Source organism: Sinorhizobium medicae (assembly GCF_007827695.1).
Taxonomy (GTDB): domain Bacteria; phylum Pseudomonadota; class Alphaproteobacteria; order Rhizobiales; family Rhizobiaceae; genus Sinorhizobium; species Sinorhizobium medicae.
On record NZ_VITA01000003.1, the window covers coordinates 135,334 to 155,786 of the forward strand.

Genomic DNA, 20,453 nt, shown 5'->3' on the forward strand with positions numbered 1-20,453 from the left:
TTCCTCTACGCGATCGCGAGCACTTCGAGTTCCTGATCGCCTACGCTCACGACGTCGCCGACGGCCTTGCCCATGAGAGCCCTTGCTACCGGGGAAGCATAGGAGATCGACCCCGACCTGGGATCGGCTTCGTCCTCGCCCACGATCCGATAGCTTTGCACGCGTCCGTCATCGCGGCTGAACGTCACCGTGCTGCCGAAGGCTACGGCGTCGAACGAAACCGGCCCAGGAACGAGCTGAGCCGTTCGAACCCTTTCGGCGAAGTAGCGCATATCACGCAACGGGTTTGCAGCTTGCCGCCGCCGTTCATTCACGTCCTCGATGGTGCTCGTGGCATCGTAAGCCTCGCGCGCCTGCTTAAGCTGCGATTCCAGAGCCTTCAGCCCCTCTTCCGTGACAAGGTTCGGATGAGGTGAAATCGGCCGGTCAGGCAGCAATGTTTCCGAGGCAGCCTCAGCACTTTCTTCCTTGACGAAGGCAACACTCACCGCCGAACTCCGTTTGTAAGTGGCGCTCTCGCTCTGCGAACGAGGCGATCGCGCACCATTTTCTCCAAACTATATACGTCGACGATGGACGCCGACAGTGCTGGATCGAAAATCACGACTGCTCGATACAGCGGGATGTGAAACGGTGTGTGCGGTCCCCGACGGAATAAACCTCCCGCGGGCCCGTTACTCCCGGGCCTTCAACAGGAGACCCGGGATGTTACACTTCCTAAAGAAAGAACCGCCGCAGATGATTCGCTTTGTCTGCCATCCGGAGGACAATGGCGTCATTGCACCGCCGGTACGCGCCAAGTCGGTCTTGCCGGATTGGTTCCGCCGGCTGCCGCCGGTCGACAAAAGGCACCTGTCGACCACCAATAATGGACTGACCGTCAAACGCTGCATGCCATTTCTCGACGCGATGTCCGCCGGCTGGATCCTGCCGATCGCCGCCACGGTGCGGCTGGACATCAAGGATGGCGGCCGCTGCGTCGAGGCAGGGTGGGAGTTCGACCGTGTCATGGTCAGCAATCACGGTGCCCACCAGGTGGCGGGGAATCCGAAAGAGCCCTCCCCACCCTGCAAGTTTCACAACTACTGGTCGATCCGCACGCCTCCCGGCTGGAGCTGCCTGTTTCTGCCGCCGCTCAACCGCCAGGGACAGGCTTTCGAATGCGTCTCCGGGGTCGTCGATACGGACACCTATACCGCTCACATCCATTTTCCGTTCTTCGCCACGGCACCCGATGGTCTTTACGTCATCGAGAAGGGAACGCCGCTGGTGCAGGTGATCCCTTTCCGTCGTGCCGATGCGGCAGTCACGGCAGAAATCCGTGCCGAGACCCGTGCGGAGGCTGCCGAGCGCGAGGCTGTCCACCGGAACACCACGGCCGGCGAGGGCTGGTATCGCAAGACGGCGCGCGCGGACCGCTGAACGATCCGCCACTCATGAAAGCGGGGACCGAAGCTTCGGTCCCCGCTTCCTTTTTCCCCTTCAACTCTTTCGCGGCGTCAGCGCCCCGTGTGCCATAGCTTGCCTGGACGGTAATCGCGGTCGGACCGGTTCGAGCTCGAATTGGACGAACGGTTCGAACTCGAGTTCGAAGAGCTGTTCGAGGACGAGTTGGAGCTCGAGTTCGAGGAACTGTTTGAGGACGAGTTGGAACTCGAATTGCTCGACGAATTCGAACTCGAGTTGGACGAACTGTTGCCGGCGACGATGATCTCGCCGTCCGTCCGGCCGGAGGTCTGGGCGGTTTGCGTGGGAGCGCGCCCGATCTCAGCAAATGCCGAGGCGTGTTCCCTCGCCTCAGCGGCAGAGCCCACGAATGCAGCGAGGCCGGTAGCTATTGCCGTACTCATCCAGTTCTTGGTCATGCCATTTACTCCTTGTTTGAAAACGGACCGGTACTTCGATCCGGTGGAGTAACGGGCGATACCTGCCTCTATTCCATGTCCGAAAATATTTGACGCATTACCTTTGCCCGCCTTGGAGCTCTTTGAGGGCCTTGGCCTCTTCCGCTGCTTCAAGGGGCGCTCCGGCATCGATCGCCGCCAGATAGGCATCTAGCGTTTCGGTGGAAGATGCAGGGGCATAGCCGCCACTGCTACCCGGGGCGACGACGGCAAAGGTCACCCGCCATTCGGTCCCATTTCGGCAAGCTACCGAGACGACGGTCGAGCGGTCGGCCGAGTCCAACTCGAACTCACGGCAGAGCGCCTGGGCGTTGTCGCGGAATGTGGCAATCGCCCGGAAACGCTGATCGGACCCTGGCAATTGCCTCTCCTCCCCTGCCGCAACCGTGGCGAGCGCCTCGCCAAGCGCCGGGCTGCCGATCGCTGCAACGCGCAAGCCACCTTCGGGCGCCGGCTCGGCACTTCCACGCAGCCAATATCCGCCGAACCCGGCAATGACGGCGGCCAGAGACGCGGCGACGGGTGTTAGCCAGCGGTTCGCACGGCGGTCGTTGGCAGCGCGCAGCGGAAACGGCAGCACGGTAGCGGACGCAGCCTGTGCGGAGGTCTTCTCCGCCACCATGCTTTCGACGGCAGCCTTGAGCTCGGCTGGCAGCGGTTCATCCAGAAGCGGCTTCATGGCCGTTCTGGCTGCTTGGCGTGTTTCGATGAAGAGTGCCACCCGCGCGACCAGTTCGTCATCCGTTTCCATCGCCCGCTCGACTTGCGCAGCCGTGTCGGCGTCGAGCTCGCCATCGGCAAAGCGCATCAGTATTTCGTCGGAAAAGTCCGTTCTGGTCATTCTTTTACGCCCTTCATCACATGCGAACGTGCGGCGGTCATCGTTATTCCGGCGGCCTCGGCCAAACTTTTCCGCGCTCTGGCCAGGCGGCTCATCACCGTTCCGATCGGAATGCCCATTACTTCGGCGGCTTCGCGGTAGGATAGCTCCTCGACGCAGACCAGAAGCAGCACCTCCCGCTGCTCTTGCGGCAATTCGGTGATCGCCTCCGCAACGGTCTTGAGGGTCAGCCGCGCTTCGGCCTCCCGCTCGCCGGATGAACCGGCAATGTCATGGCGTTCGGAAATATCGTCCTGCACGCCTGCGGTCCTCTGCCGGCGCACCTGATCGACCCAAAGGTTGCGTAGAATCCGGAACATCCACGCGTCGAAACGCGTACCCGGCTCGAAGCGCTCGGCACTCGCAAGTGCCCGCTCGCAAGCTGCCTGCACAAGATCATCGGCCACATCACGCGAGCCGCAGAGCGAGATGGCGAAGCGGCGCAGATTGGGCAGGAACGCCATGAGGCGTTCACCGATATCCTTCACCGCATTGCTCATGTCCCGCAACTCCGTCATTTGAGCTGGAAAGGGAATAGACCGGCGACTCGGCCGTTTGACATAATCTACAGTTAGCGTTCCCGTCGTCCAAGGAATGCGGCTATCCTGCCGCTGATAAATTGAGGAATACGGAAAATCGCGCGTGCTTTCATCATCCGGCTCAGGCACGGGCAAGCCGATCGAGGTTCTCTGATGCTGACGACGTGCAAACTTGCGCTGATCGCTTCCCTTGCGGCAATCGCTCTCGTTTCGGGCGGCATCGTTGCTCCCGGCAATATGCTTGTGCGTGAAACGCTCGGAGCCGGCGTGGCCCTGGCCGACGATGATGACGACGACGGGGGCGGCAACCGGGGCTCGGGCGGCTCCGGCCGTTCCGGCTCATACGGCGCCGGCGCCGGATGGAGCGGCGGCAAGAGCCTTTTTCCGTTCCGAGGGTTCCTGCCACGTCGGAGCACTCCGCGGCGCCCGCGAGCAGCCGCACCCGCTCCGCCGACACGAGCCCCCGAAGAGATTGTCGGGCTGGGGATCAGTCCGTCTGAACTCGGGCAGCTGGCGGCCGCCGGCTTCGAGGTCCTCGAACGCGACCCAATGGCGACCTTTGGCACCGAAGTGATCAAACTTCGCATCCCCCCGGGCGTGACACTTGAAAGCGCGCGGCAACAGGCGCGCAGCGTGGCTCCACAAGCGGCCGTCGACTTCAACCACTATTTCCGGCCGGAGCAGCATCCCGATGCTCCCTGCGTCACGAGCGACTGCCTGGCACGCGAGGTGATCGGCTGGCCCGAAGCGCAAAGCTGGCCCGGCACTTGCCCGGCCGGCGTTCGTATCGGTCTGGTCGATACGGCGATCAACCCGGATCACATCGCATTCGAAGCCCGGAACATCGAGATTGTCCGTCTTGCCAGCGACGCGCTGCCGGAGTCCGGCAAGCAGCACGGAACCGCTGTGGCGGCCTTGCTCGTCGGCTCAGCCACCAGCCGCACACCGGGCCTGATACCCGGCGGCAAGCTCATCGCCGTGGACGCATTTCACCGCGCAGGGCGGCAGGATGACGTCTCCGCCGCCTTCGATCTTGCGCGCGCGCTCGACCTTCTCGCCGGACGTCAGGTAAAGGTCATCAATCTCAGCCTTGCCGGCCCGCCCAATCTCCTGCTTGAACAGGCGGTCAAGGAGGTGGGGGAGCGCGGCATCATCATGGTTGCCGCCGCCGGCAATGATGGTCCGAGAGCAAAGCCGGTTTATCCCGGCGCCTACGAAAATGTCATCGCCGTCACTGCAACCGACAGGCAGAAGCGGCCTTACAGGCGCGCCGGACGCGGGGAACATATCGACTTCGCTGCGCCGGGCGTGGCCGTCTGGACAGCGGCCTCGGTCCGAGGCGCGCGTCCGAAGACGGGGACGTCTTTCGCCGCACCTTTCGTGACCGCGGCCGTGGCGATGATGATGGCATCCGAACCGGACCTTGCGCCCGAGCGGCTCCGCGACAGGCTGACCGGACACGCGGAAGATCTCGGAGATCCGGGAAAGGATCCCGTCTTCGGCTGGGGCCTTTTGAACGCACGGGCGATTTGCGACACCAAAACGTAAAGTCGTGAAACCTGGCTCGATTTTTCTGCAGCGATGGCTGAGACGCGGAAGGCTCTTCTATGACGTCTCGACAGAGCATCAGAGCTAACCTACCGGCCGGGGTCCTGGTTTCAGAAAAAAATCCGTCCCACGTCGCTCGAAGCGCTCTATCGACGCCGCTGTATCGTCACTGAAAAGGCCTGCCGGATCTCCTGACGAATCTCGTCGGGCTGCCCTTTGAGAGCATCGGCGACCGTTCTGAGTTCACCCCGCAAGCGGTAAAGCTGATCCAGCAGCGCAAGGATGATCGACACCGCATCGTCGTTGACGTTCATGTCGTCTCGCAGCTCGCAGACCAGTCGGATTCGGGCGATGTCAACGTCGTCGAACAACGGTCCACTCTCTCCGTGGGACGGCACAATCCAACCCCGGCCCACCCATTGCCGCAACTGCCGGGACGTTACGGTGCGGACGAGTTCGAGGACCTGTCTCTCCGTCAGTCTCATAGTGTCCTCCTCATCGCTTCGCGCGGGTCATAGGCATGTGTTCGGCGCCAGGTTTCCATGAAGCTCTCAAGATCGGAATCCATTTTTTCCGGCAACACCACCCTAAGCCTGACGTGCTGATCGCCGGGGGGACCGTTCTCTGGCTTCACCCCCTTTCCCTTCAGACGCAACACGTCGCCGGAACTTGATCCTTTCGGCACGGTCATGGCTACGCGGCCGGAGATCGTCGGCACCTCGATCTTTGCCCCGAGCACCGCCTCGTAAAGCGTAACGGGTAATTCCACGTCGATGTCATTGCCATTGCGAGAGAATGTCGGGTGAGGACGGACATTGACCGCGATCAGCGCGTCTCCGCTTTCCGCGCCGCCGATCCCGGGCGCCCCCTTTCCCTTGAGCCGCAGCGTGCTGCCGTCGCGCGTGCCCGCGGGAATGGCCAGCTCGAGCGTTTTCCCGTCGGGAAGGGTGATCCGGCGTCGGGCGCCGTTCACGGCATCGAGGAATTCGACCTCCAATTGATAGTGCAGGTCCTGTCCCCGGGCCCGGAAATTTCCCCGGCCCTGCCCCCCGAAAAGGTCCGAGAAAATGTCGGAAATATCCTCGAATTCACGCGATCCGCCCGTCGATGTGTACCGGCCCGCCTGATCTGCATCGGCATAGTGTCTGTAGAAGCGCTGGTCGGGCCGCTCCGCCCCCGAAGCGTCGACCTCGCCCCGGTCGAACCGAGCCCGCTGCTCGGGATCGTTCAACAGACGATAAGCAGCCGAAAGCTCCTTGAATTGCGTTTCCACCTGTTGGTCGCCCGGATTCAGGTCGGGATGCAATTCCTTCGCGCGCTTCCGATAAGCCTTGCGGATTTCGTTCTGCGTGGCCGTTCGCGGAACACCCAGAACCTTGTAGGGATCGTCAGTCACCGATGACCTCCAACAATTCGAGACGCTCAGGCTCGAAGTTCGAGCCACGCCTTCGTAAATTATATGGGGTCGCCGTCGGCCTTGCCCAGCCTCACCGCCGGTCCTTTCGGCAGGTGATCAGGGAGATCCCGAACCTGGAAGATGCCATTGACTTTGTCGAGGAGTGGCCGGAACAGGAGCGTGCCGTCATACATGACGCCCCCTCGAAGACTCGTTACATGGCGCATGGCAGCCTTGCCCGTTCAGGTCGCGAGGCATGCGATCCGCGCTGCTAACGCGGCCTCTCTAAAAAATTGCGTTTTCTCTTACCGCAACTTCAGAAGCAGCGGACGATGATCCGACACTTCTGGGTCGGCCACGACTTCGAAGCCGACCACGTCGACGCGATCGTTCACCAGCATGTAGTCGGCAAAGCGCCCTTCCTTCTCGTAGAAAGAAGTTCGCGTGTCGGTGTAGCCGCGGCCGGTGACGAGATCCGACAGGCCTAAGGTTGCGAGCCGCGCGAATGTCGAACTCTGCGGCAGCAGGTTGAAGTCGCCGCAAACCACGAGCCGCTCGTCGCCCGGCCAGACGCTCTCGATCAGCCTCACCAGGCGCATTGACTGCTCCGCTCGTGCAGGCGTGTCGCCCTTGCCCGCGGGATCGCGCAGTCCGTGCATCTGAGCGATTGTGGCGTAGAGCCCGCTGTCCGGATCAAAAACCCGGATGCAATGTGCATTTCGCGCGCGCGGATGCTCGCCCCAGCTGTCTGGCGTGAAGGCGCCGTGCACGAAACCGAGCGCTTCGCCGATTATCGCGTAGCTCTCCCGCACGAAGGTCGCCAAGCCGAATTCGGACCAGATCTCGCGGCCGTAATCGTCATGGAGCAGACCGCGTGCGACGGGAAAGAACTGCGCGCAGTGCGCGGGTAGCGACGCGCGGATTTCGTCGAAAAGGTTCGAGCGCTGCGGCAGGCGCAGGTCACCATCGCGATAGGTCAGCCAGCCATGCGGCTGGCCGGACGTGCGCACGACCTCCTGCAGACAGAGGATGTCGGCCTTTGTGCTGCCGAGATATTTCAACAGAGGATTATGTATTCTCCCGCCCCAGGCGTTCAACGAGAGTATTCGCATCCCATTCCTTTCCGACTTAGCTGCCGGCACATTTGCATCCGGGGCCGGTGAACAATCCACTGAGGTCGCGAGGCCCTCAATGAGGGGTCAATGTGCTCTCATTGATGTGGGCTGTGGCATATACCCGTCGTGCGACGATCGCGAGCAGAAGGAGCGTGACCGCAGCAACGACGCAGCATGTGGCAAAACCAAGCGAGAAGCCGCTCCTCGCTGCCTCCAGCCAGACAGCCGAAGCGGATGCCGGCATTGATTGCGCTGTCTCGACTGCTCCGGCAAGTGTCGCAGAAACAGCCTCGGCTTGGACGGGATCGAGGCCGCTCAGGTCGGCGCGGTCCATCGCCAGGCGATAGACGAAGGTCGCCAGGCTGCCGAGCACCGCGATTCCCAATGCGCCTCCGAATTCTGCGCTCGTCTCCGATATGGCCGAAGCCGAGCCTGCCCGTTCGGGCGGTGCAGTCCCCACGATCAGGCCGGTCGTGGTGAGAATGACGGGGACGAAGCCGAAGCCGATGATCATGCTGGAGCCAAGGATGCCGATCAGGCTCTCGGCGTAAGCGGCAACAGCCATGGCGGCGACTCCCGCTGCATTGATGACAAGCCCTCCGAGCACCGTTTTGACAGGGCCGAAGCGGTTGGTGAAACGGTAGGCCTGGAAGGACATCACGGCGAAGACGAAAGCCGATGGCGCGGACCAAATTGCAGCTTCGAGCGGTGACAGACCGAGCACTAGCTGCAGGAAGAGGTTTTGGAACAGAAACACACCGAAGACGAAGAAGACACCGGCGAGGTTTACCATCAGGGACGCCGTGAAGGCGGGCACCCGGAATAGCGCGAGGTCGATCAACGGATCGCTAAGGCGCCGCTGGCGGCGGACAAATAGAACACCGACCAAAATGCCCAGTCCGATCGGAGCGAGCTGGGCAAGCTGGAATCCGTCGGCAGCCATATGTTTAAGGCCGTAGATCACAGGCAGAACCGTCGCGAGCGAAAGCAGCACGCTCGGGAAATCCAGCCGGCCCGCATCTTCATTTCTGTATTCCGGCAGCAGAAAAGGGGCGACGATCAGAAGCAGCAGCATGACTGGTATATTGATCAGGAATACCGATCCCCAGTGGAAGTACTGCAGCAGAATGCCGCCGATGAGCGGTCCGACGAGGCCACCCAGAGCAAAGGCGGTGCCCCAGATGCCGATCGCCCTGTTTCGTTCCGCCTCGTTTTTGAAGAGGTTGACGATGAGCGAAAGCGTGGAGGGTGCGATCGTTGCGCCGGCAATGCCAAGCAGCGCCCTTGCCAGAATGAGTTGCCCCGCGCTATTCGAGAAAGCAGCGAAGGCGGATGCGATGCCGAAAGCAAAGGCCCCCATCAGCAATACACGCCGGCGGCCGATCCTATCTCCCAGCGTCCCCATGGTCACGAGAAAGCCTGCGACCATGAAGCCGTAGATATCGTTGATCCATAGCAGTTGCGATGCGGACGGATCGAGGTCCGCGACGATCGCCGGTACAGCGAGGAACAGCACCGACAGGTCCATCGAGTAGACCAGGCAAGCGATCGACAGAACGCAAAGTCCAATCCACTCGCGGCGGCTTGCCTGCTCAGGAATGTGAAGAGTTTCGGCCATGGTCATACTCCCGGAAGCGGCGGAGATTTCTCCGAATTGTATCGGTTGACAAGTATCAATTTTCAAAGACGGCTATGCTGCCCGTCCTTTCGCACAAGGCAAACTTCGTCAGGTCCTGCGGTCGGCGGGCCATCCGCAGACGGCAATGCTCAAGAATCGAACCGTTCCAACCGGCTAGAAGCTAGAACACTCAAGGAGAAAGCATGGCGGAGCATCGCATTTATTCGGTTAGTGTCGCGAGCGTCTATCCCCACTATGTCGCCAAGGCGGAGAAGAAGGGACGCACGAAGGCAGAGGTCGACGAAATCATCCGTTGGCTGACGGGGCACAGTCAGCAGACATTGGACGATCAGTTGGCGAAGAACACCTGCTTCCGGGACTTCTTTGCACAAGCGCCTCGGATGAATCCCTCCCGCACGTTGATTACTGGTTTGATCTGCGGCGTTCGCGTCGAAGAAATTCAGGAAACGACAATGCGCGAGATCCGCTACCTGGACAAACTGATCGACGAACTCGCGAGGGGAAAGGCGATGGAAAAAATTCTTCGAAAGTAGCCATGCTTACCGACCGTGGTTTGCGTCGATGCCGTCCAAGAGCGGATCTCCGGCGCCGGCTACTTCCTCCGAAGCGGCCGGCGCCGGTCTTTGACCGGTCCTTAGGCGCTATTGGTTGATCTCGGGTTCGACGAGCCTTGCCAGATTTCGCAGAGATTCCTGCCAACCAAGATAGCAGGCCTCGAGTGGAATGACGTCGGGTACGCCTTCCTGCACGATCTCGAGTTCGGTACCGACCGATACTTTCTTCAACGTCACGGTCACCTGCATCTCGCCGGGCAGGTTGGGGTCGTCGAATTTGTCCGTGTAGCGCAGACGTTCGCCGGGGAATAGTTCGACATATTCACCACCAAAGGCGTGGCTTTCACCCGTCGTGAAGTTCCGGAAGGACATTTTGAAGGTGCCGCCGGCTTTTGGCTCCAGATGATGCACGGTGCAGGCAAAGCCATTCGGCGGAAGCCATTTCGCGAGCGCGTCGGCCTCGAGGAACGCGCGATAGAGTTTCTCCGGGCTGGTCGCCAGAACGCGGTGCAATCGTACAGTGTTGGGCATGATCGTTTATCCTTAAGAACGGCGGACGGCTCCGATGAATTGCCGATCCATGCGCCAAGGACGAACGGGTATCCGACAACCCGACACCGGACCACCGATTTTTTCTAAGGCGCCAACCTCACAAACATCGACCGACGCTTTACTCAGCCGCCTGCATGTGTTCCTGCGGCCAACGCCGCAGCGCTTCCCGGCCTGCATCCGTCAAGCCGTACACGCCTCGATCGAGCCGCTCGAACCAGCCATATACATTCGACAGCAATATCTTACCGGCCTCCGGCATCCCCATTCTGAGGTCGCGCACACGCAGCGGGCCTGCCTCGAGAGCTGCCGCACAGGCGAGCGCCTGCTGGCGGTATGCCGTCATGACGGGCGCGCGCGTGCTGCCGCCGAGCGCCGGATCGCCGCGGCGTTTCTGGTGTTCACGCATGAGCCTCGAGCGCCGTTTCGGATTGTTCCGCGGCATTGGCGACACGGAACCGACGATGACGCTGACCTCGCCTGTGTCGGAAATGCCAAGCATGCCGATGCCGAGCCTGCGACACAGATCTCGGTAGCGTTTGTCGCTTTCCCGTCCTTTGCCCTTGACCGACATTCTGGCGGCGATCCAGACCTCGTCCGAAATCGTGGCCCGGTCGATAGCCTGGAGGATGAGCTCCAGGTTGAAGCTCAATTTCAGTTCGCAGATCACGACAACAGGCGGATCCTCATCACTGAGGCCGACAAGGTCGCAACCTCCAACTTCGCCTTTGACGAGGTAGCCGGCCTTTTCGAGAAAGCCTTTGACGGGCAGATAAAGTGACGTTTCCATTTCCCTGCAGATCCCGATCGCACTCTTCCTTTGCGGGCAGCTGAAAGTGCTCGATTTCCAGATTGGCTTAGGAAGAGGTCCTTTTAGCCGTTTCTGCGCCAAGAAGCTGGCGGAGGGAACTCTTTGGCACCGGCTTGGAGAGGTGGAAACCCTGCAGTTCGTCACAGCCGAGGTTTCGGAGTATCTCGCTCTGCTCTTCCGTTTCCACCCCTTCTGCCGTGATGCGCAGGCCTTTGGCATGTGCTACGCCTACGATGGACTGGACGACCGCGACGCCACCACCTGGCCGGTCGAAGGCATGAACGAAAGACCGGTCGATCTTGATCCGATCGACCTCCAGCCGCTGCAAACGGCCGAATGAAGAGAAGCCGGTTCCGAAATCGTCCAGTGCGAACTTGACGCCGAAGTCGCGCAACGCCGTGATGTTTTTTTCGCAGACGCCAGCCTCGTCCAGCAGAGCCGTTTCGGTGATCTCGAGCTCCAATCTCCAGGGCTCGACGCTGAACTGCCGCAGCAATGAGAATACCTGAGCCGCATAATGCCGTTGTCCCAGCTCTATCGCGGAGACGTTCACTGCAATGTCGAGGCTCGGGAACTCGCGCGCAGTAGAACAGGCTTCCTTCAGCACGAAAGCGCCGAGCCGATCGATAAGGCCTGCGGTCTCCGCCAGCGGAACGAAGACATCCGGTGCTATGGCGCCCTTGCTCGGATGCCGCCAGCGAACAAGAGCCTCAAGCGAGCTTATTTCGCGCGACTGTGCTGAATATACGGGCTGGTAGAAGACTTCGAGCTGATTGCCCGCGTGAAGCGCCGCCCGCAGATCCTGCTCGAGATCCCGCTTCGTCCTGATCAGTTCGTCCATATGAGGGCCAAAGACGGCGTAGCGGTTCCGGCCGGCCGATTTGGCGTGGTATAGCGCGATATCGGCCTTCCGGGTGATCTCGACGGGATCGGCGTCATTCCCGGTTGCGACCGCCACACCAATCGAAAGCCCGATAAGAATGGGTTGGCCGTCGATCTCGAAAGGCTGGCGGATCGCAGCAATCAGCGAGTCACAGAGTTTTTCCACCTCTTCCTGGCGGGTGCGCTCGACGACGATGGTAAACTCATCGCCACCAATTCTGGAAATGACGCCAGCAGACGCTGTTTCCATAAGCCGCTTTGCCACCGCGACCATCAGACGATCGCCAACGGGATGGCCGAGCGTATCGTTCACTTGTTTGAAGCGATCGAGGTCGAGGTACAAAAGAGCGTTGGCTTGATCGGCCGCCGAGCTGGCGACGGCTTGGGCAAGCGACTGATTGAAAGAGGCACGGTTTGCGAGCCCGGTCAAGGGATCGTGTCGCGCCAGGTGATTGAGCTCCGCTTGACTTTCCTGAAGGCGTCTCGACCGCCTCCGCAAGACGACGCTCAGTCCGCTCGTAAGCGTGAAAAGCAGAAGGCCGGATATCAGAAGCACCGGCGCAGTGGCCTTCATCACGGCGGCACCGGGTCTAAATGGCAGCCAGGAAAAATATCCGATTGGTTCTCCGGAGGACCGTACGATCGGCGCATAGGACCGGTTCCGACCGAGATCCGGCGAAACGGAAAAGCGCAGATCTTCGAAGCCGTAATCCGCACCAAGACCGGTGAGAAAATCGTCGTCGAGGAAACGGATCGCCAAGTGCAGAAACTCCCGGCCGGGCTCCTGAACGATGTCACCGGTGTCCGACACGATCGGTTTAGCGCTGACTATTGCCGGGCGGCCTTCGATCCGGACCAGATCGCTCTCGCCGATCGACAGCACCTGATCACTGGTGCCTGCCTCGTCGCCGGCTGCGAGCCTTTCCTGCAGCTTGGCGACAAGCGGCATTGCCGCAGGCGCTATGTTCCTGAAAATCCCCCCGTCGTCGGTTCGTCCGTCGAGATAGGCGAAGACCGGCTTGCGGTCCGGGCTGATCACGAAGGCGCCGTCATGTCGGAAATAGCTGTGCATCCAGCTGCCCAGGTTGGAATCGACCCACCCCGCATCCCATTCCAGAGACACTTTTCTGACTGCGTCATCCCAGACTGTGACACTCTCCTGATCGTGGGCGATACTGCCTTGCATCTTGGAGATGACGAGCTCGACGAGTTGTTGCTGCCGTTCTATTGCTACAGCATCGGATTGGTGAGCTGACCAGCGGACGGCAAGGTATATGCCCCCGATTAAGGCCATTGCGATGGCCAGGGGCATTAGCCACCTGAAAACCGCGACTCTGCCAGACACAAAACTCATCCGCTCCTCCTGGTAGGCCGGCTCACATTGAGCTGAACGTCTTAAAACGCCGTAAGCTCCGTACCCCTCTCATCCACTTTGTCTACCATCTCTAGCGCGAAATGAGGAAAGCTGTGTCCGGCTTTCCGCCGGCGCCCCCGCGTCTCAATTCTTTAGAACCGATTATGATCTCTCGACGCGCTTGCTTCGCCGCATGGCGTATCCAGGTGCGATCTTTGGATGGGCGAGTTTCAACGGACGAGGAGCGGCGTCGGAGAGCGCCTCGCGGACGGCGTCCCCCATCCCGAATACGACGAAATCCGCCTGCATCGATTCAATAAGTTGGTCTCGCTCGGTTGCTCCTGGCCGGCCGTTCTCCTGCCACAGGACGATCCCGATACGCGCCGCAGGCGCCATACGTTTCAGCCGGCGCACGGTAAATTTGGCATGCCGCATAAAATCCTGATCGAGAACGCTTAGGACGACTGCGTTGCGTCCTTCAAGCTTCAGACCTTTTATATTGCCCGCCTTGAGAACTTCGTGGCCGGCCTGCGCAGCATCCGCGCCCTGGATCCAAAGGGTCTGGGCGAGCATTGAAGCGGCAACATCGTCGAGGTCACCACGCCCCCCGACGCAAAGGACAGATTTCCCGTCTCCCGTGGGAAGATCATATTCATCCATTTCCCCGTCCCCGTCACTTTCCTGATCTTCCGTGCTCGTTTCCTCCTCCCCCTCCTCTTCGCCGGCAATCTCCTCGAGATTGGCAATAAGTGTGTTCGCACTCTGGGCAATCTGAGCTGCCTGGGCGCTCGTCAAGGCGCCCCGTGCGCGGTCCCGCTCGGCCAGGAGCAATGCGGGGATCGCAACGGTGTCGTAGAACTCGACGAGATATTTCTCCTCAAGCATATCTTCGGCGTTGTCCGTCGCCTCATCCGGATCACCGGCGAGCAGGCGCTGGTAGAGGCGCTCCTTCGGATCGAGAACGGGCTCGTTGCCCAGCAGAATCTCCAGGAACTCGAACTGTGGGACGTGCCGTCCGAGGACTACGAGGCACACGGTCAGAGGTGTCGACAGCACCAATCCCACCGGCCCCCAGAGCCATGCCCAGAAGATCGCCGAGACGATGATCGCAAGCGGAGACAGACCGGTGCGTGAACCATACAGCCAAGGCTCGACCACATTATTGCTGAGAAGTTCGAGAACGATGAAAAGGGCAGCCGTCCAAATGAGCAAGCTCCATCCCGGTGCCGCGGCAAAAGCGAGGAACAATGGCAGCGCCGCGGCGATCACCGGTCCGATATAGGGGACGAAGCGCAGTAGGATGGCCAGCATCCCCCAGAGAACGGCATTGGGAATGCCTAGCAGCGAGAGGCCTATCGCCAGCGGAATGCCGTAGGTGATGTTCACGACCAGTTGCATGAGCAGATAGCGGCCAACCCGGGCACCCGCGTCCTGAAGTGCCTCGGTCGTTCGATGCAGATCGCCGTAGCCGACCAACCGAATGAAACGGTCCCGCAAGTCCTCCCTCTCGAAGAGCATGAAGATAACCACGACGAGGACCAGGCCAGTCGTTGCCAAGGGGCCAAGCAGCGGGTTAATGATATTCTTCAATGTCTCGACGGGTCGCTGTGGAGAAAAAATCTCCACAAGAACGGGCTTTCTCTCAGGTTCGGCTTCGGGTGAGGCGCGAAGCTCGGGTTCGGGCCGGCTGATTTCTATGTTGATCCTCTCCATCACGCGACCAAGGCGGTCGAGGATCTGGCTCTCCGACCCTGTCTCCTTCAAACTCCTGACCTTCTCGACAATGTTGTATTGATAGGTCGGCAGATTTTGCGCGACCTCGCTGACTTGCATTGCGACAACGCCACTGAATGCGAACAGGAACAGAAAGGCGATTGTTACCGTGCCGACAACCGCCACTGAGCGGGGACAACCGACCCTGCGCAGTTTCGAAACCAGCGGCGCGAGAGCGAAGGTGAGCAAAATGGCGATCGCCAGAGGCAGAAACACATCACGGGCGAAATAGAGCACTGCAACCGTGGCTGCGGTTGCGACGAAGGTTGGCAGACGTGACCGCTGTGCTGCCGCTGCCGTGCCGCGCGCAAGCGCGATCTGCTGCATTCCGCTGGCGGCTGCGGCACGATCCGGAGCATTGGCACGCGAGAACTTCAGCACCGTACCCTCCACCATTACTCAAACGACCGCGCTGACTGCCACCAGCAGGCTGGAGGTCATCACCAGCTTCGCACTTTAGGAGCTTGCTCAAGAAAATAGGGCAGTGATTGACGCCGCCCAGCACCTGCTCCGTGCAAACGCACAGCACTCCGATGACGTTCCTTCTCGCGAAAGCCGTCGCCGATCAAGTTCCGCGAGCGAGAGATGGTGCGGGCGGAACCATTTTCCGTCCGGCGTGTTTCTGGAAGGGGAAAAAACTCGCGGTCTTCTGAAGAGGTAACCACATGAAAAATATGATCATTGTCGCGGCAGCACTGATGGGCGCCGTGGCCACGTCATCGCTCGCGCAAACGGCACCTTCATCGGAAGGAGACACGCCCGCGGTGGCAACGCCCGACTCGCAGAATCCGACGGCCCCCGTCGAAGGCGCGAACAGCTTCACTGAAGCGCAGGCCAAGGATCGGATTGAAGAGGCAGGATACACCGACGTCAACGGATTGAAACTGGATGACCAGGGCGTGTGGCAGGCAACTGCGATGAAAGACGGCAAATCCGTGTCGGTCGCTCTCGATTACCAGGGCAACGTAACGGCGCAGTAGAGGGGATGAGAAAAGTGTGCGCGATTTTTCGCCCGCAACCCAGCGTCTCAACCTATTGGACACGATCGTTCGTTTTTGGTCGATGCGACCTGAAAAGATCGTGACCCACGCTACCAGGATACCTCCGAACGGAAAGGGAGAAAAATATGAGAACCGTAACTGGGCTCTTTGACGATTATGAAGACGCTCGCGAAGCTGTAACCGACCTGGAAACGGCAGGCGTGCCTTCGGACGATATCAGCATTGTCGCGAACAACACGGGCGACCGATACGCTACCGACAGCTCCAACGCGGCCGAAGGCGCCGGGGCGGGAGCTGGCCTTGGTGCTGCCGGAGGCGGCGTGGTCGGTCTCCTGACGGGGCTCGGGCTCATGGCAATTCCCGGCGTTGGCCCCGTCGTTGCTGCTGGCTGGCTCGCCTCCACCGCGGCCGGTGCGGCGGCCGGCGCAGTCGCGGGAGGCGCGGCCGGAGGCCTGATCGGCGCACTGACGGATTCCGGCGTGGATGAAGACGACGCCCATGTTTACGCCGAAGGCGTTCGCCGCGGGGGCACTTTGGTGACGGCAAGGGTAGAGGACGATCTCGCACCTCAGGCAGAAGCGATCCTGAGGCAGCGGAGAATCGTGGATCCTACCGCTCGCAGGAGCCTCTATGCACAGGAAGGATGGTCGCGGTTTGACGAAAATTCCGACCCGTACACGGTAGATCAGGTCGAGCGGGAGCGTGAGCGCTATCGCAGCATGATGCCCTGACGCGCGCCGTGCAGCGGATTTAAGGTCGTGAATGCGGGACGCAGGCGTTGCGTCCCGTTGGAACCTTTTTCGTCACCGGCGGTGCGAGGCCATTCCCGAAGCGGTCCGTTCCTCGGCGAAGTGTTCGCGCGTCAGTTTTGTGATTATGGGGGACAGAAGCAGCAATGAGATCAGGTTGGGAATGGCCATCAGTGCGTTCAATGTGTCGGCCACAAGCCAGGCAAAGTCGAGGCTGAGCGTGGCTCCGAAGAACGCTGCGACGGTCCACAGGATGCGGAACGGTATCGCGCTTACGGTTCCGATCAGGAATTCCCAGCACTTCTCCGCATAGTAGGCCCAACCGAGAATCGTTGTGAAGGCGAAGAGTGCCAGCGAGATCGTTACGAGGTAATTCCCGTAGCCGGGCAGCGCCGCCTCAAATGCCGCGGAGCTCAGCACCGCGCCGGTTTCGCCGGACGTCCAGACGCCTGACACCATGATCGCAAGGCCCGTCAGGGTGCAGACGATGACCGTGTCGATGAACGTCCCCATCATGCCGACGACGCCGGAGAAAACAGGATCGGCCGTCGAGCCGGCGGCCTGCGCGATGCCGGCAGTGCCGAGGCCTGCCTCGTTCGAAAAGATTCCGCGGGCCACACCCATCCGTATCGCCATCAGCACAGTGGAGCCGAGAAATCCGCCGGTGGCAGCCGTAGGGCTAAGCGCCTGGGTGAAGATGGTGGCGACGGCATGCGGGATGTTGCCGGCAAAGACAATCAGGACAGCAGCGACGCAGACAAGATAGAAGAGCGCCATGAACGGCACGACTTTCTCGGCAACCGCGCCGATTCTCTGGATGCCGCCCAGAATCACCGCACCCGTCAAAACAGCAATGACGATCCCGCTGATCCAGGTCTCGATGCCGAAGGCATTCTGGACGGCACTGGCGATACCATTAGCCTGCACCATGTTGCCGATCCCGAAACCCGCCAGTCCGCCAAAGATGGCGAAGGCGGTCCCCAGCCACTGCCAATGCTTGCCGAGGCCGTTCTTGATCGCAAACATCGGTCCTCCGGCATGTTCGCCTTTGTCGTCGATTTCGCGGTATTTCACTGCAACGACAACTTCGGCATATTTTGTTGCCATGCCGACGAAAGCAGTGACCCACATCCAGAAAAGCGCTCCCGGCCCGCCGACCGCGATCGCGGTAGCGACACCGGCGATATTGCCGGTGCCGATAGTGGCGGACAGTGCCGTCATCAGCGCCGCGTAGGGCGTAATCTCGCCCTCCGCAGCCCTGCCGGGCGTGCGGCTTTTCAGGATCATGCGGAAGCCGTAGGTCACTTTGCGGATTGGCATGAAGGCCAGGCGAATCTGTAGGTACAGACCGGTGCCGATGATCAGAACGATCATAGGCACGCCCCAAACAATGCTGTTGAGCCAGTTGAAAAATTGATCAAGTGCTTCCACGAACTGCTCTCCTCCTTGATGGCGTGCTTAGGGCTGCTGACAGCAAGCTTTCAAGGGTCGCGAATATACATAGAAGTTGGCACCGGTGAATTTCATAGTGCGAATGGTTCTATTTATGAAATTGATGATGACCGGCCTTGCAAGCTCTTCCGTAAGGCCGGACCGTCGTCAACGCTGCCCGTGGCGTCAGTCGCCGGGCCGGAGCGGCAGTAGCGATCGAAATTTTACAGGACGCGTGCTTCGCCATTCTGCGGAAGAACGAGATGCGGGTGCAAAATCGCATGCGCATTTCCTCATCCCGCCGGGCAAAATCGGCAGAGACCTGAGCCCCCCGTTTGAGGCCGCGCGGCAATATACTACTTGATCTTCAAAAGCAGCATTTTGCCGGCCATGGTGATACCGTGGGCCGATTCCTCGGGTATGACATTCGTATCAAGCGCTTTCACCAGACCATGCTCGCGCAGCTCGTTGAGGGTTGCTGTACTCAGGAACTTGATCTTCTGCGGGCGCTCTTTGAACCGGTCGTTCCTTGCATAGGTGACCTGGGCATTGAGGTGCGTCCACCTCTTTCCGTCCTGAGGATAGACATCACCGTCCTTGGCGAGCTTGAGGCCCCGGATCTGGGTTGGCGTCAATTCAATCATGTCTTCGTCTTTCGTCGATCTTATGTAAGGGAGCGGCGTAGCGATCCAGCGGCGTCGCGGAATGAAACCAGCCGCCGGCGCCGGTCGTCCCAAAGTACGAGCCGTACGCATTTGAGGCTGTCCCAAAGCGTGATACGGCCGATGCCGGCGAGTTGCGGATGATCGCGCAGCACTTCCGGCAGGCGGTAGTAAGGAATCCGGCTGGACAGGTGATGCACGTGGTGGATGCCGATATTGCCGGTAAGCCAGCGCAGCACCGGCGGAAGATCGTAATGCGAGGCGCCATGCAGCGCCGCCTGCGGAAACCGCCAGTCCTGACCCGCCGACCAGTGGGTTTCCTCGAACTGGTGTTGCACATAGAAGAGCCAAACGCCGGCGGCGCCGGCGAGCAGCACGACCGGGAGATGGATCAGGAGAAAGGCGCCCCACCCGACGGTCCACACCATCAAGGCGACCAGCATGACAATCGCTGCGTTCGTCGCCATGGTCGAAATCCATGGCAGAGCACCCGACTTCATCATGCCGAAGGGCAGGCGCTGCTTGAATAGAAAGAGCCAGGCCGGCCCGATCCCGAACATGACGAGCGGGTGCCGGTAAAGCCGGTAAGCGAGGCGCTTCATCGGCGAGCGGGCACGATATTCGGCAATCGTCAGCGTGGTGATGTCACCAACGCCACGTTCGTCGAGATTGCCCGCACTCGCATGATGGGCTGCGTGTGCACGCCTCCAGTAGTCATAGGGGGTCAGGGTCAGCACTCCGAGAAGGCGACCGGTCCAGTCATCAAGTCCGCGGCGCGCGAAAAACGAGCCGTGGCCGCAGTCGTGCTGGATCATGAACAGCCTGAGCAGGAAGGCGCTGGCGGGAAGGATCGCCACGAGCCCTGGCCAGAAGCTGTTGGCCAGGGAAATACAGGCGACAGCCCAGAAGATGGCAAATGGGACAAGCGTGACAACCAGTTCGAAGGCGCTACGCCCCAAACGGGGCTGCCGGTATTTCGCCAGCGTCTTCAACCACGCTCCAGCATTGTCTTCAACAAGTGAAGCGGGTGGATAGACATGTGAACTCATTATGACCGGTCCGATTTTCGCTCGCCCCGCATCGAATGTCAGGGCAGTAGCAGCACCCGTCGATCGGGGCTGCGGATGTTGAGTTTTACGCCCGACGGGCCTTGCGGGCGGCGTAACGGCGGTCGCGTTCGGCCTTGCGGGCCGCCTCGTCCGCCACGACGCGTGAAACCCGATTGGCAATTTCCGCCTGGCGGGCTTCGGCTTCCGCCCTTTCCTCAGCCTCGGCGGCGGCCGCCAAGGCCGCGGCTTCCGCCAAAACACGCTCATGCTCGGCTGCTTTCAACGCTTCGCGCTCGGCGCGACGGGCCTCCCTGGCACGGCCGGCGGCTTCACGAGCAGCCAGTTTTTCCTGCATTTCAGGGTCCGTCGGCTTGGGGGCGGACGCAAATTTCGCCAGAAGCTGCCGCTTTGCATCTGCCGCGGCATTGCGTCGTTCGGTAAAGCCGTTGTCGCTCGGGTGTCTCAATCGTCGTTCCTTTTGTAATCGCTTGTTGTAATCGCTTGGACGCACGCGCGTCCTATGTCCCGCATGCCCTTCGATCGCGTATGATCAAAGGAAACGTGCACAGCGTGAGATTTTACCTCCCGCTGTGAACGGAAAAAGGCCAGACATACGC

At 60.7% G+C, this 20,453-nt stretch carries 22 protein-coding genes; 6 read left to right on the top strand and 16 right to left on the bottom strand.

The window, feature by feature from the left end; translation table 11 throughout:
- Positions 1–5: 5 nt before the first annotated feature.
- Complete coding sequence (greA, locus tag FB009_RS06180; protein ID WP_011970026.1) at positions 6–488, bottom strand: transcription elongation factor GreA; 483 nt, start codon at positions 486–488, stop codon at positions 6–8.
- 217 nt (positions 489–705) lie between these two features.
- Between greA and FB009_RS06185 the strand changes: the two genes are divergently transcribed.
- Entirely contained in the window at positions 706–1,422 is a 717-nt protein-coding gene (locus tag FB009_RS06185; protein ID WP_127580561.1) for a DUF6065 family protein, read from the top strand.
- Positions 1,423–1,563: 141 nt separating this feature from the next.
- Entirely contained in the window at positions 1,564–1,917 is a 354-nt protein-coding gene (locus tag FB009_RS32645) for a hypothetical protein (RefSeq protein ID WP_018210275.1), read from the top strand.
- Between the two features lie 45 nt (positions 1,918–1,962).
- Here the strand turns inward: FB009_RS32645 and FB009_RS06195 are convergent, their stop codons facing one another.
- Complete coding sequence (locus FB009_RS06195) at positions 1,963–2,745, bottom strand: anti-sigma factor family protein (protein ID WP_018010713.1); 783 nt, start codon at positions 2,743–2,745, stop codon at positions 1,963–1,965.
- The gene (locus FB009_RS06200; protein ID WP_011970030.1) at positions 2,742–3,284 is read right to left on the bottom strand and encodes an RNA polymerase sigma factor; all 543 of its coding nucleotides are present in this window, start codon (positions 3,282–3,284) and stop codon (positions 2,742–2,744) included. The genes FB009_RS06195 and FB009_RS06200 overlap by 4 nt, the downstream gene beginning before the upstream one ends.
- A 192-nt stretch (positions 3,285–3,476) precedes the next feature.
- On the opposite strand from FB009_RS06200, the gene FB009_RS06205 reads away from it, so the two are divergent.
- Positions 3,477–4,871: a S8 family serine peptidase gene (locus FB009_RS06205; protein WP_101793654.1), complete on the top strand. Its 1,395-nt coding sequence runs from the start codon at positions 3,477–3,479 to the stop codon at positions 4,869–4,871.
- Between the two features lie 146 nt (positions 4,872–5,017).
- On the opposite strand, the gene FB009_RS06210 is transcribed toward FB009_RS06205, so the two are convergent.
- The 5 genes from FB009_RS06210 to FB009_RS06225 all read right to left on the bottom strand — a co-directional run bounded on the left by FB009_RS06210 (position 5,018) and on the right by FB009_RS06225 (position 9,000).
- Positions 5,018–5,356 (bottom strand): chaperone modulator CbpM, encoded by a 339-nt coding sequence (locus FB009_RS06210; protein ID WP_127580563.1) that lies wholly within the window; start codon positions 5,354–5,356, stop codon positions 5,018–5,020.
- Positions 5,353–6,267 carry a DnaJ C-terminal domain-containing protein gene (locus FB009_RS06215; RefSeq protein ID WP_101778793.1) on the bottom strand — a complete coding sequence of 305 codons (915 nt, stop codon included), beginning with the start codon at positions 6,265–6,267 and terminating at the stop codon, positions 5,353–5,355. The genes FB009_RS06210 and FB009_RS06215 overlap by 4 nt, the downstream gene beginning before the upstream one ends.
- A gap of 59 nt (positions 6,268–6,326) precedes the next feature.
- Positions 6,327–6,494, bottom strand: coding sequence for a hypothetical protein (locus tag FB009_RS32650; RefSeq protein ID WP_153423592.1), 168 nt, complete (start codon positions 6,492–6,494; stop codon positions 6,327–6,329).
- 78 nt (positions 6,495–6,572) lie between these two features.
- The gene (locus FB009_RS06220) at positions 6,573–7,379 is read right to left on the bottom strand and encodes an endonuclease/exonuclease/phosphatase family protein (RefSeq protein ID WP_127580565.1); all 807 of its coding nucleotides are present in this window, start codon (positions 7,377–7,379) and stop codon (positions 6,573–6,575) included.
- A gap of 76 nt (positions 7,380–7,455) precedes the next feature.
- Positions 7,456–9,000, bottom strand: a complete 1,545-nt coding sequence (locus FB009_RS06225; RefSeq protein WP_024311372.1) for an MFS transporter — start codon at positions 8,998–9,000, stop codon at positions 7,456–7,458.
- A 203-nt stretch (positions 9,001–9,203) separates the two neighbouring features.
- Here FB009_RS06225 and FB009_RS06230 point away from each other — a divergent pair, with 203 nt between their 5' ends.
- Positions 9,204–9,554, top strand: a complete 351-nt coding sequence (locus FB009_RS06230) for a DUF2200 domain-containing protein (RefSeq protein WP_011970036.1) — start codon at positions 9,204–9,206, stop codon at positions 9,552–9,554.
- 108 nt (positions 9,555–9,662) lie between these two features.
- On the opposite strand, the gene FB009_RS06235 is transcribed toward FB009_RS06230, so the two are convergent.
- The 4 genes from FB009_RS06235 to FB009_RS06250 form a co-directional block, all read right to left on the bottom strand.
- Positions 9,663–10,106 (bottom strand): SRPBCC family protein, encoded by a 444-nt coding sequence (locus FB009_RS06235; RefSeq protein ID WP_011970037.1) that lies wholly within the window; start codon positions 10,104–10,106, stop codon positions 9,663–9,665.
- 139 nt (positions 10,107–10,245) lie between these two features.
- On the bottom strand, positions 10,246–10,914 hold the full coding sequence (locus FB009_RS06240; protein WP_011970038.1) for a DUF2161 domain-containing phosphodiesterase: 669 nt from the start codon (positions 10,912–10,914) through the stop codon (positions 10,246–10,248).
- Between the two features lie 67 nt (positions 10,915–10,981).
- Positions 10,982–13,171, bottom strand: coding sequence for a putative bifunctional diguanylate cyclase/phosphodiesterase (locus tag FB009_RS06245; RefSeq protein ID WP_011970039.1), 2,190 nt, complete (start codon positions 13,169–13,171; stop codon positions 10,982–10,984).
- A gap of 162 nt (positions 13,172–13,333) precedes the next feature.
- Positions 13,334–15,325, bottom strand: coding sequence for an AI-2E family transporter (locus FB009_RS06250; protein WP_127580568.1), 1,992 nt, complete (start codon positions 15,323–15,325; stop codon positions 13,334–13,336).
- A 284-nt stretch (positions 15,326–15,609) separates the two neighbouring features.
- Between FB009_RS06250 and FB009_RS06255 the strand changes: the two genes are divergently transcribed.
- Both FB009_RS06255 and FB009_RS06260 read left to right on the top strand, forming a co-directional pair.
- Positions 15,610–15,924 (top strand): PepSY domain-containing protein, encoded by a 315-nt coding sequence (locus tag FB009_RS06255; protein ID WP_011970041.1) that lies wholly within the window; start codon positions 15,610–15,612, stop codon positions 15,922–15,924.
- 146 nt (positions 15,925–16,070) lie between these two features.
- Complete coding sequence (locus tag FB009_RS06260) at positions 16,071–16,676, top strand: general stress protein (protein WP_011970042.1); 606 nt, start codon at positions 16,071–16,073, stop codon at positions 16,674–16,676.
- A gap of 72 nt (positions 16,677–16,748) precedes the next feature.
- Here FB009_RS06260 and FB009_RS06265 read toward each other — a convergent pair whose 3' ends face one another.
- From FB009_RS06265 to FB009_RS06285, 4 genes are all read right to left on the bottom strand, one after another.
- Entirely contained in the window at positions 16,749–18,125 is a 1,377-nt protein-coding gene (locus tag FB009_RS06265; protein WP_011970043.1) for an alanine/glycine:cation symporter family protein, read from the bottom strand.
- A gap of 356 nt (positions 18,126–18,481) precedes the next feature.
- A complete protein-coding gene (locus tag FB009_RS06275; protein WP_011970045.1) occupies positions 18,482–18,769 on the bottom strand; it encodes a hypothetical protein in 288 nt (95 codons plus the stop codon).
- Between the two features lie 20 nt (positions 18,770–18,789).
- Positions 18,790–19,836, bottom strand: a complete 1,047-nt coding sequence (locus tag FB009_RS06280; protein WP_011970046.1) for a fatty acid desaturase — start codon at positions 19,834–19,836, stop codon at positions 18,790–18,792.
- 85 nt (positions 19,837–19,921) lie between these two features.
- On the bottom strand, positions 19,922–20,302 hold the full coding sequence (locus FB009_RS06285; protein ID WP_024311368.1) for a DUF6481 family protein: 381 nt from the start codon (positions 20,300–20,302) through the stop codon (positions 19,922–19,924).
- Between the last annotated feature and the right edge of the window lie 151 nt (positions 20,303–20,453).

What these genes read in the sequence shown, in the direction of transcription:
- FB009_RS06235 (WP_011970037.1), bottom strand. Translation starts at nt 10,106, where the DNA reads ATGCCCAACACTGTACGATTGCACCGCGTTCTGGCGACCAGCCCGGAG.
- FB009_RS06240 (WP_011970038.1), bottom strand. Translation starts at nt 10,914, where the DNA reads ATGGAAACGTCACTTTATCTGCCCGTCAAAGGCTTTCTCGAAAAGGCC.
- FB009_RS32650 (WP_153423592.1), bottom strand. Translation starts at nt 6,494, where the DNA reads ATGCGCCATGTAACGAGTCTTCGAGGGGGCGTCATGTATGACGGCACG.
- FB009_RS06195 (WP_018010713.1), bottom strand. Translation starts at nt 2,745, where the DNA reads ATGACCAGAACGGACTTTTCCGACGAAATACTGATGCGCTTTGCCGAT.
- FB009_RS06205 (WP_101793654.1), top strand. Translation starts at nt 3,477, where the DNA reads ATGCTGACGACGTGCAAACTTGCGCTGATCGCTTCCCTTGCGGCAATC.
- FB009_RS06275 (WP_011970045.1), bottom strand. Translation starts at nt 18,769, where the DNA reads ATGATTGAATTGACGCCAACCCAGATCCGGGGCCTCAAGCTCGCCAAG.
- FB009_RS06210 (WP_127580563.1), bottom strand. Translation starts at nt 5,356, where the DNA reads ATGAGACTGACGGAGAGACAGGTCCTCGAACTCGTCCGCACCGTAACG.
- FB009_RS06220 (WP_127580565.1), bottom strand. Translation starts at nt 7,379, where the DNA reads ATGCGAATACTCTCGTTGAACGCCTGGGGCGGGAGAATACATAATCCT.
- FB009_RS06245 (WP_011970039.1), bottom strand. Translation starts at nt 13,171, where the DNA reads ATGAGTTTTGTGTCTGGCAGAGTCGCGGTTTTCAGGTGGCTAATGCCC.
- FB009_RS06200 (WP_011970030.1), bottom strand. Translation starts at nt 3,284, where the DNA reads ATGAGCAATGCGGTGAAGGATATCGGTGAACGCCTCATGGCGTTCCTG.
- FB009_RS06185 (WP_127580561.1), top strand. Translation starts at nt 706, where the DNA reads ATGTTACACTTCCTAAAGAAAGAACCGCCGCAGATGATTCGCTTTGTC.
- FB009_RS06280 (WP_011970046.1), bottom strand. Translation starts at nt 19,836, where the DNA reads ATGAGTTCACATGTCTATCCACCCGCTTCACTTGTTGAAGACAATGCT.
- FB009_RS06255 (WP_011970041.1), top strand. Translation starts at nt 15,610, where the DNA reads ATGAAAAATATGATCATTGTCGCGGCAGCACTGATGGGCGCCGTGGCC.
- FB009_RS06225 (WP_024311372.1), bottom strand. Translation starts at nt 9,000, where the DNA reads ATGGCCGAAACTCTTCACATTCCTGAGCAGGCAAGCCGCCGCGAGTGG.
- FB009_RS06230 (WP_011970036.1), top strand. Translation starts at nt 9,204, where the DNA reads ATGGCGGAGCATCGCATTTATTCGGTTAGTGTCGCGAGCGTCTATCCC.
- FB009_RS06260 (WP_011970042.1), top strand. Translation starts at nt 16,071, where the DNA reads ATGAGAACCGTAACTGGGCTCTTTGACGATTATGAAGACGCTCGCGAA.